The organism is Streptomyces sp. NBC_01508 (genome assembly GCF_045040315.1).
GTDB lineage: Bacteria > Actinomycetota > Actinomycetes > Streptomycetales > Streptomycetaceae > Streptomyces.
The window spans coordinates 5,326,379-5,342,507 of record NZ_CP109419.1 but is presented as its reverse complement, the minus strand read 5'-3'; the positions used below and the strand labels follow the sequence as shown (position 1 = coordinate 5,342,507).

Genomic DNA, 16,129 nt, shown 5'->3' with positions numbered 1-16,129 from the left:
GCGAATCCGGCGATGGCCAGACACCGGCTCAAGAAGATCGAGAACGAACTGGAGGTGTGACGGAGGTCCGCTCCCGTCTGCCCGCCTTCTCACGGGGTCGCCGCGCCCCACCGGGCGCGGCGTCCCCGGCTTCGGCCCCGGTCGTACGGAAGCCCTTGACCTTCCCCCCGACGGGGCTGCCGCGCCCGGCCCAGTCGGTACGGACCCACAGCAACTCCTCGCCCGCGCGCTCACGGCGGCCCAGCAGCACGGCCTTGAGCCACAGCCCGGCACCGGCGCCCGCGAGTGCCGCGCCGCCCGCGAACGGTACGGCGAACGAGACGGCCGCCGCCGCGAGGAACCCGCCCGCCAGCCACCACACCCTGGCCCGCCGCCAGACCCGCAGCGTCACCGCGCGGTCCTGGAGATAGTCGAACTTCCCGGCGCGCGAGGCGGCTTCGGCCCAGCCGTCGTACCGCCTGCGCCGCCCGAGCGCGACGGCCGCCGCGCTCAGCACGAACACCGCCGCCCCGGCACACAGCCCGGCCCGGCGGCCGGTCAGTCCGGGGATCAGCACCCCGGGCGCGGCGGCAACCACCCCGAGCCACCACATCGGGACCGCACCGGCCCTCACGATCACCGTCACCCGCGCCAGCGACTGCTGCCCTCCGCGCCCCACGGCCGCCTCCTCTTCCCATTCACAGAAGTTTTGGCGGGCAGAGTAATCCCGTTCCCTGAGCTTTTCCTGAGAACGGCGAAGCCGGAGGGTTCCACTCGTCGAAACCACTCGACGAAACCACTCGACGAAACTATTCGACGAACAGGCCCCTGGCCGCCGCCCGCCCGTCGAAGTCCTCCAGGCGCGCCTGCGCGTCCGGCAGGTCGTCACACATCGCCTCCAGCAGCACCCGCCCCAGGAGCATCGGCGCGCACGCCGTGTCGAAGGCGAGACCCGTGCCGACGGCCGCCGGGATCAGCAGGTCGCTGTGGGCGGCGACGGGCGCGAACGCCGAGTCGGCGACCGTGACCACGAACAGTCCGGCCGTGCGCGCGTGGTCCAGCGCCTCCACGACCTCCTTGGGATGGCGCGGCAGCGCGAAGCAGAGCAGCGCGCTCGCGCCCGCGCGCCGCGCCGCGTCGACCCGGTCGGCGAGCATCGTGCCGCCCTCGTCCAGCAGCCGGATGTCGGGGTGGACCTTGGCGGCGAAGTAGGCGAAGCCCTTGGCCTGGGCGGACGCGGCACGCAGACCGAGGACGGGCAGCGGGGTGGACGCGGCGAGTGTCCGGCCGGCCCGCTCGACGGGTCCCGGGTCGGCGAGCAGATCGGCGAGCTGGCGCAGATTCTCCAACTCGGCGTGGACAGCCTGCTGGTACTCGTTGTACGCGGCGGTGCCCGTGCCCGTGCCTGTGCCCGTGCCCGTGTCCTGGGCGGCGGGTGCGACGTCCCGCAGGTGCCTGCGCAGCGCCGGGTAGCCGTCGAAGCCGAGCGCGACGGCGAAGCGGGTCACCGAGGGCTGGCTGACACCGGCGAGTTCCGCGAGCTCGACACTGGACAGGAACGGCGCGTCGACAGCCCGGCGCACCATGCTGTGCGCGATGCGCCGCTGGGTGGGGGTGAGCCGGTGGCCCTCGAAGAGCTGCTGGAGCCGGGCGGCCGGACTGTCGCTCACGCGATCCCCCTCGTGGTGCCTGTCATGCCTGCCATGCCGGTCCTGCCTGCCATGCCCGTCATGGCCGTCATGGCCGTCCCGCTCATGTCGTCCGCCGCGGAGGCGAGTTGGTCCAGCAGCCGCGCAGCCGCCGTCACGTCGTCGGTCAGCGGCCGGTCGGCGACCTCCGCGCCCAGCACGGACTCGGCCAGGACGAAGGCTCTGCCGACGGGCAGTTCGGCCTCGGGGCGGAGTCCGCGCTGGCGCAACGCCCTTACGGCGGCGACGAGTTCGCACCCGACGACGAGACGGTACGCCTCGCACGCCCGCAGCGTCTGCCGCGCGGCCAGCGACGCGAAGCTGGCCTGCTCCTCCACGCCACGGGACAGTACCGCGTGGCCGAGCGAGGCCGGCGCCGAGAACGCGCGCAGGTCACCGAGGGCGGCCCCGGCCGCGTACTCCAGGATCATCACGCCGGAACTCGCGGGCTCGGCGTCGGCGAGGAAGGGCCGCAGCCGGGTGAAACCGGGCTCGTTCAGCGCGGAGAGCCGGGAGGTGGACAGCCGGGCGGTCTGCACGACGGCGAGCCTGAAGTGATCGAGCGCGAGGGCGAGTTGGGCGAGGTAGAAACCGCCGTGGTGGTACGCGGCGGGCGCCAGGTCGGCCTCCGCGCCCGGACGGATCAGCGGGTTCTCGGCGGCGGAGTTGATCTCGACGGCGAGTGCGTTCTCCAGCGCGCCGGCGGCGTCCCGCGCCGGCCCGTGAACCTGCGGGACGCAGCGGAAGCCGTACGGGTCCTGAATACGGCCGAGCGGTGGGGTGGGGCGTTCGGGGGCGCCGAGGATGTGCCGCATCCGGGTGGCGACGGCGTACGAGCCGGGGTGCGGGCGCGCGGCGTGGACCGGTTCGGCGTACGCCTCGTAACTCCCGTCGACGGCGAGCAGCGAAAGCGCGGCGACGAGTTCGGTGGCGGCGATGAGCCGCCCCAACTCGTCGAGTGCGAGGGCCGCCTGACCGAGCGTCAGGGCGTTACTGCTGATGAGGGCGAGCGCGTCGTTGTTGTCGAGGGGCTGCGCCTCGGGCGGCGGGCCGCCCCGCCAGGGGTGTTCGCCGACGAGGGCGAGGCCCAACTGGGAGAGGGCGGCGATGTCGCCGGTGCCGACCGAGCCGAACTCGTTGACGACCGGGTGCGCGCCGACGCTCAGGGCGTCGCAGAGCGCGGTGACGACGGTGGGGCGCAACCCGGCGCCGCCGGCGAGGAGTTGGTTGGCCCGTACGGCGAGCATGGCGCGGACCTCGCGGGCGGGCAGCGGCCGGCCGACGGCGCCGGCGTGGCTGCGCAGCAGGCGCAGTCCGTGGTCGGCGGCGGCGCCGGAGGGGACGGCCTCGCCGCGGTTCGCGCCGACGCCGGTCGAGCGGCCGTAGACCCTGCCGGACGCGGCGAGTTCACGCGCGGTGTGCCAGGACTCTTCGACGCGCTTCATGGCGTCGGTGCCGGGCACGGGCCGGGCGGTCCCGTCGGCCAGCCGGACGATGTCGGCGACCGGGAGGCTCTGGCCGTCGAGGACGACGAGGGCGGGCCGTACGGCGACGGCGGCACGGTCCTCCGGCATGGGTGTCGCCCTCCTCGGGACTCCGGGCATCGGCAAAGTATTCAGCCATCGACAACTCTGCATGACTATATGCAGCCCGGCAAGAGCTGCCCCGGCCGGAAGCCGGGAGCGCAGGCCAGGAGCACGGGCGGGAGCACGGGCAAGGAGCACGGGCAAGGAGCACGGGCGGGAGCACAGGCCAGGAGCACGGGCAAGGAGCGCGCGGGCGCCGGCCTGAGGTGCCCCGCAGTCAAAGAGGGGGGATAGCCCCACTGTCCGCAGGGCCGCCCCCTTCGTACCGTTGCACCCATGGAAGCCCGCGACCCTGAGCTCCAGAAGGAGCTCGACGCCACCCTTCAAGCCCGCAGCGAGCTGGGGCCCGAGTACGAGTCCGCGCTCATCGAGTCCTTCCTGGAGAAGCTCGATCAGCGTCTCGCCAGCACGACCGACCGTCGCGTCCGGCGCGCTCTCGCGGAACAGCAGATGGTCGTCGCCCGCGGCGCCCACCCGCGTACCGCCGAGGAGACGTTCGGCGAGCGGTTCGGCTTCGGCATCATCTCGCTGGTGCTGGCCATCCCGCTCTCCGCGATCGCCGTGGTGCAGGCGGACTTCGGAGGTCTGTGCGTGGCCTGGCTCGGCATCGTCGGAGTGAACGTGGCACACGCGGCCGGCGGGATGCCCTGGACGCGCCGGCGCACGCCCGAATCGAAGCAGTCGTCCGACTGGGAGGACTGAGCCGGACCGCCCCGCACCCAGCACGCCGGCCGGTCCGCGGGCGGACCGGCCGATGAGCGACGGGAGAGTGGTCGCGGGGACCGCCGCACCCCCGTTTCCGGAGGGCGGGACGACGGCGGTCCCCGCGAGGGACCCGGGCCGGGTCAGTACCGGCACCGTGTCCTGGCGTCCTGTGGGTCCGGGAGCCGCTCCGGAGATCACTGACGCCGACAACAACCACTGTGGCCGAGCCGTGTTAAGCGCGTGCTGCGCGTAGATGTCGCGCTGGTACCACTTTCGCGAAGGCCCGCACCCGCCTTACTTGGCGTCCTTGGCGTCCTTGGCCTTGGCGTCCCTGGCGAGGAACGCGAGCAGGTCCTGGCGGCTCACCACACCCGTCGGCTTCCCCTCCACCAGCACGATCGCCGCGGCGGCGTTGTTGCCGCTCAGCGCCGCCATCAGGTCGGCCACCGGCTCCCCCGAGCCGACCTGCGGCAGCGGACCCGACATGTGCTTCTCCAGCGGGTCGCCCAGCGAGGCGCGCTGCGCGAAGAGCGCGTCGAGCAGTTCGCGCTCCACGACGGAGCCGATGACCTCGGCCGCCATGACGTCGGGGTGGCCCGCGCCGGGCTTCACGATCGGCATCTGCGAGACGCCGTACTCCCGCAGCACCTCGATCGCCTCACCGACCGTCTCCTCGGGGTGCATGTGCACGAGCGAGGGAAGGGCGCCGCCCTCCTTGTACCGCAGGACGTCACCGACCCGAGGCGCGTCCCCGGCCTGCTCCAGGAAGCCGTAGTCGTTCATCCACTCGTCGTTGAAGATCTTGCTGAGGTATCCCCGGCCGCTGTCGGGCAGCAGCACGACCACCACATCGTCGGGACCGAGCCGCTCGGCGACCCGCAGCGCCGCCACGACCGCCATCCCGCAGGAGCCGCCGACCAGCAGGCCCTCCTCCTTGGCGAGGCGCCGCGTCATCTGGAAGGAGTCCTTGTCGGAGACGGCGACGATCTCGTCGGTGACGGTCCTGTCGTACGCGCTCGGCCAGAAGTCCTCGCCGACGCCCTCGACCAGATACGGCCGGCCCGAACCGCCGGAGTAGACGGACCCCTCGGGGTCGGCGCCGACGACCGTGACGCGCCCCTCGCTGGCCTCCTTCAGATACCGGCCGGTGCCGCTGATCGTGCCGCCCGTGCCGATGCCGGTGACGAAGTGGGTGATCCGCCCGTCCGTCTGCTTCCACAGTTCGGGACCGGTGGTCTCGTAGTGCGAGCGCGGGTTGTTCGGGTTGCTGTACTGGTCCGGCTTCCAGGCGCCCGGCGTCTCACGCACCAGCCGGTCGGAGACGTTGTAGTACGAGTCGGGGTGGTCCGGGTCGACCGCCGTGGGGCAGACGACGACGTCCGCGCCGTACGCCCGCAGCACGTTGATCTTGTCCGTGGAGACTTTGTCGGGGCAGACGAAGATGCAGTGGTAGCCCTTCTGCTGGGCCACGATCGCCAGCCCGACGCCGGTGTTGCCGCTCGTCGGTTCGACGATGGTGCCGCCGGGCCGGAGCTCGCCGCTCTCCTCCGCCGCCTCGATCATGCGCAGGGCGATCCGGTCCTTCACCGAACCGCCCGGATTGAAGTATTCGACCTTGGCCAGGACTGTCGCCTGGATGCCCGAGGTCACATTGCCCAGCTTCAGCAGCGGGGTATTGCCGACCAGGCTGATCATCGAGTCGTGGAATTGCACCGTTGTCTCCGGGGTCTCCGTGATGGTCCGGCCAGCGTATGCGTACGCGGAAGGGATTGGGTCACGCCCGTTACGGGGCAATTACCTCTTGCGTGTCTTATCGCGGTGTGCGAACGGCTACAGCGTGTGTACGGCTACAAGGAGGTGACCCGGACTGTGTCGAGAGCGAGGGTGGCACGGCGGATCGCGGCGGGTGCCGCCTACGGCGGTGGGAGCGTCGGTCTGCTGGGAGCGGCGGGGGTCGGGCTCGTCCTGGCCGAGGTCCAGCTGGCGAAACGGTCGGTCGGCGGCGGTACGGCGCCGATCCCGCCCCGCGGAAACGGCTGGTACGGGCTGGCGTACGGGCACACGGAGCCCCTGCGGATGGGCATGCTCGGCGACTCCACGGCGGCCGGCCAGGGCGTCCGGCGGGCCGGCCAGACACCGGGGGCGCTGCTCGCCTCGGGCCTCGCGGCGGTGGCGGAGCGCCCGGTCGACCTGCGGAACGTGGCACAGCCGGGGGCGCAGTCGGACGATCTGGAACGCCAGGTGACGCTGCTGCTCTCGGACGCGTTCCGGACGCCGGACGTCTGCGTGATCATGATCGGCGCGAACGACGTCACCCACCGGATGTCGGCCACCGCCTCGGTCCGGTATCTCGCGGCGGCGGTACGGCGGCTGCGGACGGCGGGCGCGGAGGTCGTCGTCGGCACCTGCCCCGACCTGGGCACCATCGAGCCGGTGTACCAGCCGCTGCGCTGGCTGGCCCGCCGGGTGAGCCGGCAGCTGGCGGCGGCCCAGACGATCGTGGCGGTCGAGCAGGGCAGCCGTACGGTGTCGCTCGGCGATCTGCTGGGGCCGGAGTTCGAGGCGAACCCGCGGGAGATGTTCGGCGCCGACAACTACCACCCGTCGGCGGAGGGGTACGCGACGGCCGCGATGGCCGTCCTGCCGACGCTCTGCGCGGTGCTGGGCCTGTGGCCGGAGACGGACCACCTGGACTCCTCGCGCGACGAGGACATGCTGACGGTGGCGAAGGCCGCGTCGGCGGCGGCGGCCGAGGCGGGCACGGAGGTCACGGGCGCACGGGCGCCGTGGGCCCTGCTCAAGCACCGCAGGCGCCGGCGCCTGCCGGCCCCCGAACCGACCCAGACGGAGCCGGCCGAGCCGCCGCCGCCCCCGAAGGAACGGGCCAACCGCACGTGACGCGGGGCCGGTGCTGGTTCGTCCTCAATCGCCGGACGGGCTGCAGACGCGGCCCGCCCGGCGGGTACTTCAAGCCCGTCCGGCGCTTGAGGACACCACCCACCGGCCGGACACATCTCAAGCCCGTCCGGCGCTTGAAAACGAACCGGCTCCCGCCGGCCCGGTGAACGTCCTCGGCCCGGCCCGGAGGCCCCGCAACCCCGGCGGGAGCCGTACGTCACACGTACGGCCCGGTGACCCGGGCCGTACGTACGGGTAACTTCACCAGACGGCACTCCCGCCGTACCGCTACCGCACCCGCCCCTCTGGAGCCGTGATGCCCGAAGCCGTGATCGTCTCTGCCGCCCGCTCCCCCATCGGCCGGGCCTTCAAGGGCTCCCTGAAGGAGCTGCGGCCCGACGACCTGACCGCCACCATCATCCAGGCCGCCCTCGCCAAGGTCCCGGAACTCGACCCCCGCGACATCGACGACCTGATGCTCGGCTGCGGCCTCCCCGGCGGCGAGCAGGGCCACAATCTGGGCCGGATCGTCGCCGTACAGATGGGGATGGACCACCTCCCCGGCTGCACGATCACCCGTTACTGCTCCTCCTCGCTCCAGACCTCCCGGATGGCGCTGCACGCCATCAAGGCCGGCGAGGGCGACGTCTTCATCTCCGCCGGTGTCGAGATGGTGTCCCGGTCCGTCAACGGTTCCAGCGACGGCATGCCCGGCACCCACAACCCGGTCTTCGCCGAAGCCGAGGCCCGTACGGCCACCGTCGCCGCCTCCGAGGGCGCCGGCTGGCACGACCCGCGCGAGACTGTGTCCGACAGCGGCTCCGCCGCGGGCACACTCCCCGACGCGTACATCGCGATGGGCCAGACCGCCGAAAATCTGGCCCGGCTCAAGGGCATCACCCGCCTGGAGATGGACGAGTTCGGCGTGCGGTCGCAGAATCTCGCCGAGGAAGCCATCAAGAACGGCTTCTGGGAGCGCGAGATCACCCCGGTCACCACGCCCGACGGCACGGTGGTCGCCAAGGACGACGGCCCGCGCGCCGGCGTCACCCTGGAGGGCACCCAGGGCCTCAAGCCCGTCTTCCGCCCGGACGGACTGGTCACGGCGGGCAACTGCTGCCCGCTCAACGACGGCGCCGCCGCGCTCGTGATCATGTCGGACACCAAGGCCCGCGAGCTGGGCCTGGCCCCGCTGGCCCGGATCGTCTCCACCGGCGTCTCCGGCCTCTCGCCGGAGATCATGGGCTACGGCCCGGTCGAGGCCAGCAAGCAGGCGCTGCGCCGCGCGGGCCTGGGCATCGGCGACATCGACCTGGTGGAGATCAACGAGGCGTTCGCCGCTCAGGTCATCCCCTCCTACCGGGATCTCGGCGTCGACCTGGACAAGCTGAACGTCAACGGCGGCGCGATCGCGGTCGGCCACCCCTTCGGCATGACGGGCGCGCGGATCACGGGCACGCTCATCAACGGGCTCCAGTTCCACGACAAGCAGTTCGGTCTGGAGACCATGTGCGTCGGCGGCGGCCAGGGCATGGCCATGGTCATCGAGCGGCTGAGCTGAGCCGGAGCGGAGGGTAGGGGCGGCCCGAGGTACGAGGGCGGCACCTGCCCGCAGCGGTGGCGAAGCGAACGCGACCACACAGACCGAGCGGCTGAGCTGAGCCGGAGCGGAGGGTAGGGGCGGCCCGAGGTACGAGGGCGGCACCTGCCCGCAGCGGTGGCGAAGCGAACGCGACCACACTGACCGAGCGGCTGAGCTGAGCCGCGTTGAGCAGAGCCGCGCCGAGCTGGGTCGAACCCCGTCGAGCCCCAGTCGTGACTCAATCTCCCCCAGGATGTGACCTACCTCCTGGGGGAGACCCATTTACGCTGGTCACGGCAGTAGTAGGGCTGACCGTAAGGCCGAAAGACCTGTCCAATTCATGACGTAATGCACTGCCGACGTGTGCGCCCCCACGACAAGCTGATGTAGGAAGTCGGGGGACCATTGAAGACCGGGAGTAAGTCAGTGAGCGCCATGTCTATTGCCCTGCTGCTTACCACGGCCGCCGCCACGGCCGTGGGCGCCGCCGCCCTGCACGCCGTTCATGGACTGCGGCGAGAGGTCACGGCCCTGCGCGGCGAACTGTCCCTGGCGAATCCGGGCGGCCACGGCGCCGCCGTACCGCAGGCACGCTCCGCCGAATCGGCACCGGCCGCGTCCACCGAGGACATACGGGTGGCGGTGGCCGAGGCCCTGGCCGAGGAGCGCGAGCGGGAGCTCGCCGAGGCGCGTGCCTTCTGGGCCGCGCAGGAGGCGCGCGACGCCACCGACGCACCCTCGCTGCTGGGCGGCTTCGCCGGCCCCGGCAACGAGGACGGGCCGTTCTACGTGCCGCGCCAGGCCGACTTCGTGGGCCTGGAGGCGCTGGACCTGGACGCACTCGACCGGGCAGACCGGGCCCGCCGGGTCACGGACGACGACTACGACGACCTCGCGGAGCTGGCGGAACTCGCCGAGCTGAGGGAGCGCGGCGAGCACGACGACCACACCGACGCCGCCGGTCTCGGGGAGTTCGAGGACCTGGAGGGCCTCGGGGAGTACGACGGCCTGCCCGGGCTGAGCGAGGTGAGTGAGGTCAGCGAGGTCGGTGAGTTCGCCGAGGACTCCCCGGAGCTGGCCGCCGCCCGCCGCAGGCACCCCTCGCACCCGGACTTCGTGCCGGTCCGCACCCCGGTCGTCACCGACCACGAGCGCACGGTCGCGCGGCTCGAAGAGCTGGCCGACGCCCGTACCGCGCTCGCCGATGTCCGCCCCGGCCCGCTGGGCACGCTCGACGTGTACGTCTTCACGGACGGTACGACGCTCTGCATGACCCCGGGCCACCGCGAGACCGCCGAACGCCTCGCGGGCGCGCTGCGCGACGGTGGCACGCCGTTCCTGCTGGGCGGCTCCGGTATCTCGGGGGCGTACGCCCTCACGTTCTCGTGCGGCGCGAGCGGCGCGACCGCCGGCGCGGGCGACGACGACAGCGCCGGGAACACGGGTACGACGGGTGACAGCGTCTCCGGCGACGACCACATCTACATCCTCGCCGACCGGGTCATAGCGTCGCTCTAGCCACCGCCCGCTCCACCGCCCTCACGGCCTCGTCCAGTTCTTCCACGGATGGGGCCGTTCTCAGCGCCTCGGCCAAGTCACCCGCCGCGACGGTGAGTTGATCGGCGACGACGAAGACACCTATGTCCGGCATGACCCTCGGCGGCCCCTGCGGGCCGCCGTCCGCGGTCTCCAGGCGCTGGGCACGGGCGGACAGTTCCCTGGCGAGAGCCAGCCCTTCGGCCGCGGCCCCGCGCCGCAACCTGCTCTGCGGGGCTGCCCGCAGCCGGTCGGCGAATCGGTCCACGGCGGCGGTCAGCCGCGTCGTATCAAACACGCCGCGACCCTACGCGTCCTCCCCGAACTGTTGCCAACGGCCGAACGCTCAGGCACGGTGACGTGAAGGACCAGTACGCGTGAAGCAGCGTCCGGAGGCGCCGATGTCCCTTGTTTTCTCCGAAGAGACCCACCGCAACCTGCTGTCCCGTATTCCACACCGCACCGGTCGCGAGGTCTCCGACTGGCTCCGCACGGTCGACGAGGGACCCGCCCTCATCCGTTTCGACGAGAAGGTCGCCTGGCTGCGCGGCGAGCACGACCTCGCGTACGGGCACGCGAAGGCGATCATCCACGAGCACGACCTGCGGCGGGCGGCCCGCCGGCTTCGCTGAGCACCGGGCCGTAAGGGCTGACACAACGCCGGCACAACGACGAAGGGTCCACGGGCTGCTGCCCGTGGACCCTTCCGCCGTATGCCGTACCGGCCGTTACCGCTAGTCGTTGCCGCTCAGGATCGAGAAGAGCCGCAGCATCTCCAGGTAGATCCACACCAGCGTCATGGTGAGGCCGAAGGCCGCCATCCAGGACTCCTCGCGCGGCGCGCCGTACGTGACGCCGTCCTCGACCTGCTTGAAGTCGAGCGCCAGGAAGCACGCGCCGAGGATGATGCCGATGACACCGAAGAGGATGCCCATGCCGCCGCTGCGGAAGCCGAGGCCGTCACCGCCGCCGAAGACGCTGAACAGCAGGTTGGCGACCATCAGGAGCACGAAGCCCATCGCGGCGGCCATCACGAAGCCGTAGAAACGGCGCGTGACGCGGATCCAGCGCATCTTGTAGGCGATCAGCACACCGGCGAAGACCGCCATCGTGCCCATGACCGCCTGGACGACCACGCCCGGCGAGAGGTACGTGCTGACCGCGCTGCTGATCACGCCGAGGAAGACACCCTCGAACGCGGCGTACGCGAGGATCAGCGCCGGGACCGGCTTGCGCTTGAACGACTGGACCAGCGCCAGGGCCAGGGCCACGATGGCCGCGCCGATGGCGATGCCGTACGACTTGCCGATGTTGCCCTGGTCGACCGGGAGCAGGACCCAGGCGAGGACGGCGGTGAGGACGACCGTGCCGAGCGTCGACGCGGTGCGCGTCACGACGTCGTCGATCGTCATGACCCCGGCGCGTGCGGGCGCCTGCGGACCGGCGCCGCCGTACTGGCCGTCGGTCTGCGGGGCGTAGGGGTTGGTCGCGTACGGGTTGGTCGCGTACGGGTTCTGCGCGGTTCCTACGGCGGCGGCGCCCCCGGCCTGCGGCGCCGCGTTGAAGCCCGCTTGGCCGTTGTCGCGGCTGAAGCCCCGTCGCGAGAAGACCGGGTTGCTGCTCCTCATCTCACTCCTCCATGGCGGCCGCCCTGCGCGGCCTTGGAGTAAGAGTAATGCGGGAGCAAAGGGAACACCCTACTGCCCCGGGAGGATCTTTCCTCGATCGTGACGCGAGGGTCGCCGGACCCGGCTCACCGGCCCGGCCCCGGGCACCGCCCGGGGGCGCTTCCGCGGCCGTCCGGGGGTCTCGGAAGGCGGTTCGGCGGTGGCGTGCCGGAGACCGGAAATTCAGCGGATTGACGCGCACCCGACAAAATGATCAAGGGCCTGAGCTGCGGGTTCGTCACGATTTTGAGCTGACTATTCGTCAAGAACTTTACGGTTCAACCGAGTTGGCCGATCGAGGCGATTTGCAGGCACGTTTCGGCAGCACTGTGCCTCAGAGGCAAAAATGCGGGTAGAATTCGATCTTCGCAGGTCAGCGCACGTTCAGAGAGTGTGCCCGGAACCGGACTTGAACCGGTACGCCCCAATTGGGGCAGCGAGGTTTAAGCTCGCCGTGTCTGCATTCCACCATCCGGGCGTACGCGGCTCCGCGTTGGCTCACGAGCCTATCCGGGAGGACCCCTCGAACGGCCGAGCACTTGGGTGATCCTGTCTGATTTTATTGGCACCTGAGGGTGTGTCAGCCCTGGTTACACGCCATCGGCACATGCCGGAAGCAGGACGAAGGTCTTGATACGGCCCACGGGATATGACGGAAACTCGCCGCTCTCTGTCCACTATTCGCCACTCCCCGCACACGGATCGCACACAGACGTCGTCTCCTTGACAGAACGACGACGGGGAGAGACCAGGAGGCGGCGGCAGGCCCGCCGCGGGGATGACCGGTATCAGGGTCGGCGTCATACCGGAGGAGGACGGAGCGGGCCGCCGGTCCGACCCGAGGCGGCCGGAGGAACGGGCATGCGGGGTGACGACTCCCCGCCGTACGGCCGAGAGGATGGAGTCAATCCACCACACGCCCCCCGACAGGAGCCCCACCCGTGACGACCATGCCTCTCCTCCACCGCGCCAGCGCCGTGGCCGCCCACGCCTCCGGCTTGTCCAAGGTCTACGGGCAGGGCGAGACGCAGGTTGTCGCGCTCGACCAGGTCACCGTCGACTTCCGGCAGGGCGAGTTCACCGCCATCATGGGCCCCTCGGGGTCCGGCAAGTCGACCCTGATGCACTGCGTGGCCGGGCTCGACAGCTTCAGCGGCGGCTCGGTGCGTATCGGCGACACCGAGCTGGGCACGCTCAAGGACAAGCAGCTCACCCAGCTCCGCCGGGACAAGATCGGCTTCATCTTCCAGGCGTTCAACCTGCTGCCGACCCTGACGGCCCTGGAGAACATCACGCTCCCCATGGACATCGCGGGCCGTAAGCCCGACAAGGCGTGGCTGGACAACGTGATCACGATGATCGGGCTCAAGGACCGGCTCCACCACCGGCCCACCGCGCTCTCCGGCGGCCAGCAGCAGCGCGTGGCCGTCGCCCGCGCGCTGGCCTCCCGGCCCGAGATCATCTTCGGCGACGAGCCGACCGGGAACCTGGACTCACGGGCCGGCGCCGAGGTGCTGGGCTTCATGCGCAACTCCGTACGGGAGCTGGGCCAGACCGTCGTCATGGTGACGCACGACCCGGTGGCCGCCTCCTACGCGGACCGGGTGATCTTCCTCGCCGACGGCCGGATCGTGGACGAGATGCAGCACCCCTCCGCCGACGCTGTGCTCGACCGGATGAAGGCTTTCGACTCCAAGGGCCGTACGAGCTGACGCTCGCCGCCCGGCACCCCTGACACGCCCCACACCCTCCCTCGCGGCCCGTCGCGCCCTCCCCCCGCGGCCGGTCCGCGCTGCCCTCCCGCGGCTCCGCCGTTCCTTCGCCCTGCCCACTTCACCTGGACTCCCACCATGTTCCGTACCGCCCTGCGCACCGTGCTCGCGCACAAGGCCCGGCTGCTGATGACCGTGCTCGCCGTGATGCTCGGCGTGGCCTTCGTCTCCGGCACGCTGGTCTTCACCGACACCCTCGGCAACGCCTTCAACAAACAGTCGGCCAAGAGCTACCAGGACGTAGCCGTCTCCGTCTCCTCCTACGCCTCCAACGAGACGGGGCCCGACGGGAAGAAGCCGGATCCGGGACTCAGCCCGAAGACCCTCGACAAGATCGGCGCCATCGACGGCGTCGCCTCCGTCACCGGCCGGGTCGACGGCTTCGCCGGCGTGGCCGACCCGGACGGCAAGCTCATCGGCAACGGCTGGTCCAACACCGGCACCAACTTCTCCCCCGGCGAGAACGGCAAGGACGCCGCGTACGACTTCACCGAAGGCGCGGGCCCCGCCAAGGCCGGCGAGATCGCGCTCGACAAGTCCACCGCGACGCGGGGGAAGTACGAGGTCGGCGAGCCCGTGCGGGTGTCCACCAACGGGCCGGTGAAGGAGTACACCCTCTCCGGTGTCTTCACCACCGAGGACGGCGCCGTCAACGCGGGCGGCAGCCTGGTGCTCTTCGATACGGCGGTCGCCCAGAAGCTCTACCTGGAGCCGGGCTTCTTCCAGGACGCCACCGTCACTGCGGCGCCCGGCACCTCCGAGACGAAGATCCTCGACGCGGTCGAGCCGCTGCTGCCCAAGGACGCCGAGGCCCAGACCGGCACACAACTCGCCGACCAGCAGGCGAAGGACATCGAGAGGGAACTCAGCGGCATCAACCAGATGCTGCTCGTCTTCGCCGCCATCGCGCTCTTCGTCGGCATCTTCCTGATCTCCAACACCTTCACCATGCTCGTCGCCCAGCGCACCAAGGAGCTGGCGCTGCTGCGCGCCGTCGGCGCCTCGCGCCGCCAGGTCAAGCGCTCGGTGATGGCCGAGGCGCTGGTCGTGGGCCTCTTCGCGTCCGCCGTCGGCTTCGTCCTCGGTATCGGTCTCGCCACCGGACTGCGCGCGGCCATGGGCTCGTTCGGCGCCAAGGTGCCCGCCGGGCCGCTGGTGATCTCGCCGGTCGCCGTGGCCGCCGCCTTCGGGGTCGGCGTGGTGATCACCCTGATCGCCGCCTGGCTGCCCGCCCGCCGGGCCGCGAAGATCCCGCCGGTCGCCGCCATGAGCAGCGTGCACGCCGTGGCCACCATGAAGTCGCTCGTCCTGCGCAACTCCATCGGCGCCGTACTCACGCTCATCGGCGCCGCGGGGATCATCGCGGGCGCCTCGGCCGGGAAGGACGGCAAGCTGATCATCGGCGTCGGTGCCTTCTTCTCGCTCGTCGGCATCATCGTGCTGATCCCGCTGCTGTCGCGCCCGGTCATCGCGCTCGTCCAGCCGCTGCTGAACCGGCTGTACGGCGTCGCCGGCAAGCTGGCCGGGCAGAACGCGGTGCGCAACCCGCGCCGTACGGGTGCCACCGCGTCCGCGCTGGCCATCGGCCTCACGCTGGTCACCGGTCTGACCGTCATCGGGGTCACGCTGGGCCAGGCCATCGACAAGATGACCACGGACAACATCAAGGCCGACTACATGGTCACCATGGCCACCGGCGGCGGGCTCGACGAGTCGGCGGTCGAGGCGCTGGAGAAGGCGCCGGGCGTCAGCGCGGTCTCCCCGCAGCGGGCCTCGTACCTGGCGATCAAGGGCAAGGACACCTCCGTCTCGGGCGTGACCCCCGGAGACATCCAGCGGCTCGTCGCACTGAAGACGGAGAGCGGTTCGCTGGACTCGCTGAACGACGGTGCGATCGCGATGGCCTCGGACACCGCGGAGTCCAGGGGTCTGAAGACCGGTGACACCGTCCCGGTGAAGTACCAGGACGACAAGACGGCGCGGCTCAAGATCGGCGCCACGTACGAGCCCAACGAGTTCATGTCACCGGTCCTGATCTCGACGGACGTGGTGGGGCCGCACGAGGAGAAGCCGTACACGCCCGAGGTGTACGTGTCGATGGACGGCGGCATGACCGAGGCCAACGAACTGGCCCTGGTGGACGCGCTGGGTGACAACCCCGCGATCAGCGTCTCCGACCAGCAGGACATCAGGAACATGTTCGGCGGCATGATCAACACCGCGCTGAACATCATGTACGGGCTGCTGGCGATGGCCCTGATCATCGCGGTGCTCGGTGTCGTCAACACCCTCGCGATGTCGGTCTTCGAACGTCAGCGGGAGATCGGCATGCTGCGGGCGATCGGTCTGGACCGCCGCCGGGTCAAGCGCATGATCCGGCTCGAAGCCGTGGTGATCTCGGTCTTCGGCGCGGTGGTCGGGGTCGGGCTCGGCACCTTCCTGGCCTGGGCGATCGGCGAGACGATCCGCTCGTCGATCCCCGGTTACGCGCTGGTCCTGCCGTGGGAGCGGATCGGGATCTTCCTGCTGCTCGCGGGGCTGGTGGGCGTGCTGGCGGCGCTCTGGCCGGCGCGCAGCGCGGCGCGGCTCAACATGCTGACGGCGATCAAGACCGAGTGAGGGTCCCGTGTCGACGCGCGAGCGCCGGACGTGCTGCCTGTGCAGACCGTCCGGCGCTCGCGCGTCGGCCCATGACCCGTTTGACTCGTGTCGGTGC

The 16,129-nt window shown here is 71.1% G+C and carries 13 protein-coding genes and 1 tRNA gene; 7 read left to right on the top strand and 7 right to left on the bottom strand.

What is annotated here, in order from left to right; genetic code table 11:
* Window positions 1–28: 28 nt before the first annotated feature.
* From OG700_RS24950 to OG700_RS24940, 3 genes are all read right to left on the bottom strand, one after another.
* A complete protein-coding gene (locus OG700_RS24950) occupies window positions 29–658 on the bottom strand; it encodes a hypothetical protein (RefSeq protein WP_405617185.1) in 630 nt (209 codons plus the stop codon).
* A 130-nt stretch (window positions 659–788) separates the two neighbouring features.
* Complete coding sequence (locus OG700_RS24945) at window positions 789–1,649, bottom strand: MurR/RpiR family transcriptional regulator (protein ID WP_405617183.1); 861 nt, start codon at window positions 1,647–1,649, stop codon at window positions 789–791.
* Entirely contained in the window at window positions 1,646–3,241 is a 1,596-nt protein-coding gene (locus OG700_RS24940) for an aromatic amino acid ammonia-lyase (RefSeq protein WP_405617181.1), read from the bottom strand. Before OG700_RS24940 ends, OG700_RS24945 begins: the two co-directional genes overlap by 4 nt.
* A 288-nt stretch (window positions 3,242–3,529) precedes the next feature.
* On the opposite strand from OG700_RS24940, the gene OG700_RS24935 reads away from it, so the two are divergent.
* Entirely contained in the window at window positions 3,530–3,955 is a 426-nt protein-coding gene (locus OG700_RS24935; protein ID WP_405617179.1) for a hypothetical protein, read from the top strand.
* A 297-nt stretch (window positions 3,956–4,252) separates the two neighbouring features.
* On the opposite strand, the gene OG700_RS24930 is transcribed toward OG700_RS24935, so the two are convergent.
* A complete protein-coding gene (locus OG700_RS24930; RefSeq protein ID WP_405617177.1) occupies window positions 4,253–5,671 on the bottom strand; it encodes a cystathionine beta-synthase in 1,419 nt (472 codons plus the stop codon).
* Between the two features lie 171 nt (window positions 5,672–5,842).
* Here OG700_RS24930 and OG700_RS24925 point away from each other — a divergent pair, with 171 nt between their 5' ends.
* From OG700_RS24925 to OG700_RS24915, 3 genes are all read left to right on the top strand, one after another.
* A complete protein-coding gene (locus OG700_RS24925) occupies window positions 5,843–6,856 on the top strand; it encodes an SGNH/GDSL hydrolase family protein (protein ID WP_405621951.1) in 1,014 nt (337 codons plus the stop codon).
* Between the two features lie 316 nt (window positions 6,857–7,172).
* Entirely contained in the window at window positions 7,173–8,417 is a 1,245-nt protein-coding gene (locus OG700_RS24920; protein ID WP_405617175.1) for an acetyl-CoA C-acetyltransferase, read from the top strand.
* Window positions 8,418–8,873: 456 nt separating this feature from the next.
* Window positions 8,874–9,956, top strand: a complete 1,083-nt coding sequence (locus tag OG700_RS24915; protein WP_405617172.1) for a hypothetical protein — start codon at window positions 8,874–8,876, stop codon at window positions 9,954–9,956.
* Here OG700_RS24915 and OG700_RS24910 read toward each other — a convergent pair.
* Window positions 9,940–10,272 (bottom strand): hypothetical protein, encoded by a 333-nt coding sequence (locus tag OG700_RS24910; RefSeq protein ID WP_405617170.1) that lies wholly within the window; start codon window positions 10,270–10,272, stop codon window positions 9,940–9,942. The two genes, OG700_RS24915 and OG700_RS24910, sit on opposite strands and share 17 nt — an antisense overlap.
* Window positions 10,273–10,375: 103 nt before the next feature.
* On the opposite strand from OG700_RS24910, the gene OG700_RS24905 reads away from it, so the two are divergent.
* Window positions 10,376–10,606, top strand: coding sequence for a DUF4287 domain-containing protein (locus OG700_RS24905; protein ID WP_405621949.1), 231 nt, complete (start codon window positions 10,376–10,378; stop codon window positions 10,604–10,606).
* A 102-nt stretch (window positions 10,607–10,708) separates the two neighbouring features.
* On the opposite strand, the gene OG700_RS24900 is transcribed toward OG700_RS24905, so the two are convergent.
* A complete protein-coding gene (locus tag OG700_RS24900; RefSeq protein ID WP_405617169.1) occupies window positions 10,709–11,602 on the bottom strand; it encodes a Bax inhibitor-1/YccA family protein in 894 nt (297 codons plus the stop codon).
* 433 nt (window positions 11,603–12,035) lie between these two features.
* Window positions 12,036–12,119 (bottom strand) — tRNA-Leu (locus OG700_RS24895).
* A 472-nt stretch (window positions 12,120–12,591) separates the two neighbouring features.
* Between OG700_RS24895 and OG700_RS24890 the strand changes: the two genes are divergently transcribed.
* Together OG700_RS24890 and OG700_RS24885 are read left to right on the top strand one after the other, a co-directional pair.
* Window positions 12,592–13,353, top strand: coding sequence for an ABC transporter ATP-binding protein (locus OG700_RS24890; RefSeq protein WP_405621947.1), 762 nt, complete (start codon window positions 12,592–12,594; stop codon window positions 13,351–13,353).
* 138 nt (window positions 13,354–13,491) lie between these two features.
* Window positions 13,492–16,032 (top strand): ABC transporter permease, encoded by a 2,541-nt coding sequence (locus tag OG700_RS24885; RefSeq protein WP_405617167.1) that lies wholly within the window; start codon window positions 13,492–13,494, stop codon window positions 16,030–16,032.
* Window positions 16,033–16,129 lie beyond the last annotated feature (97 nt).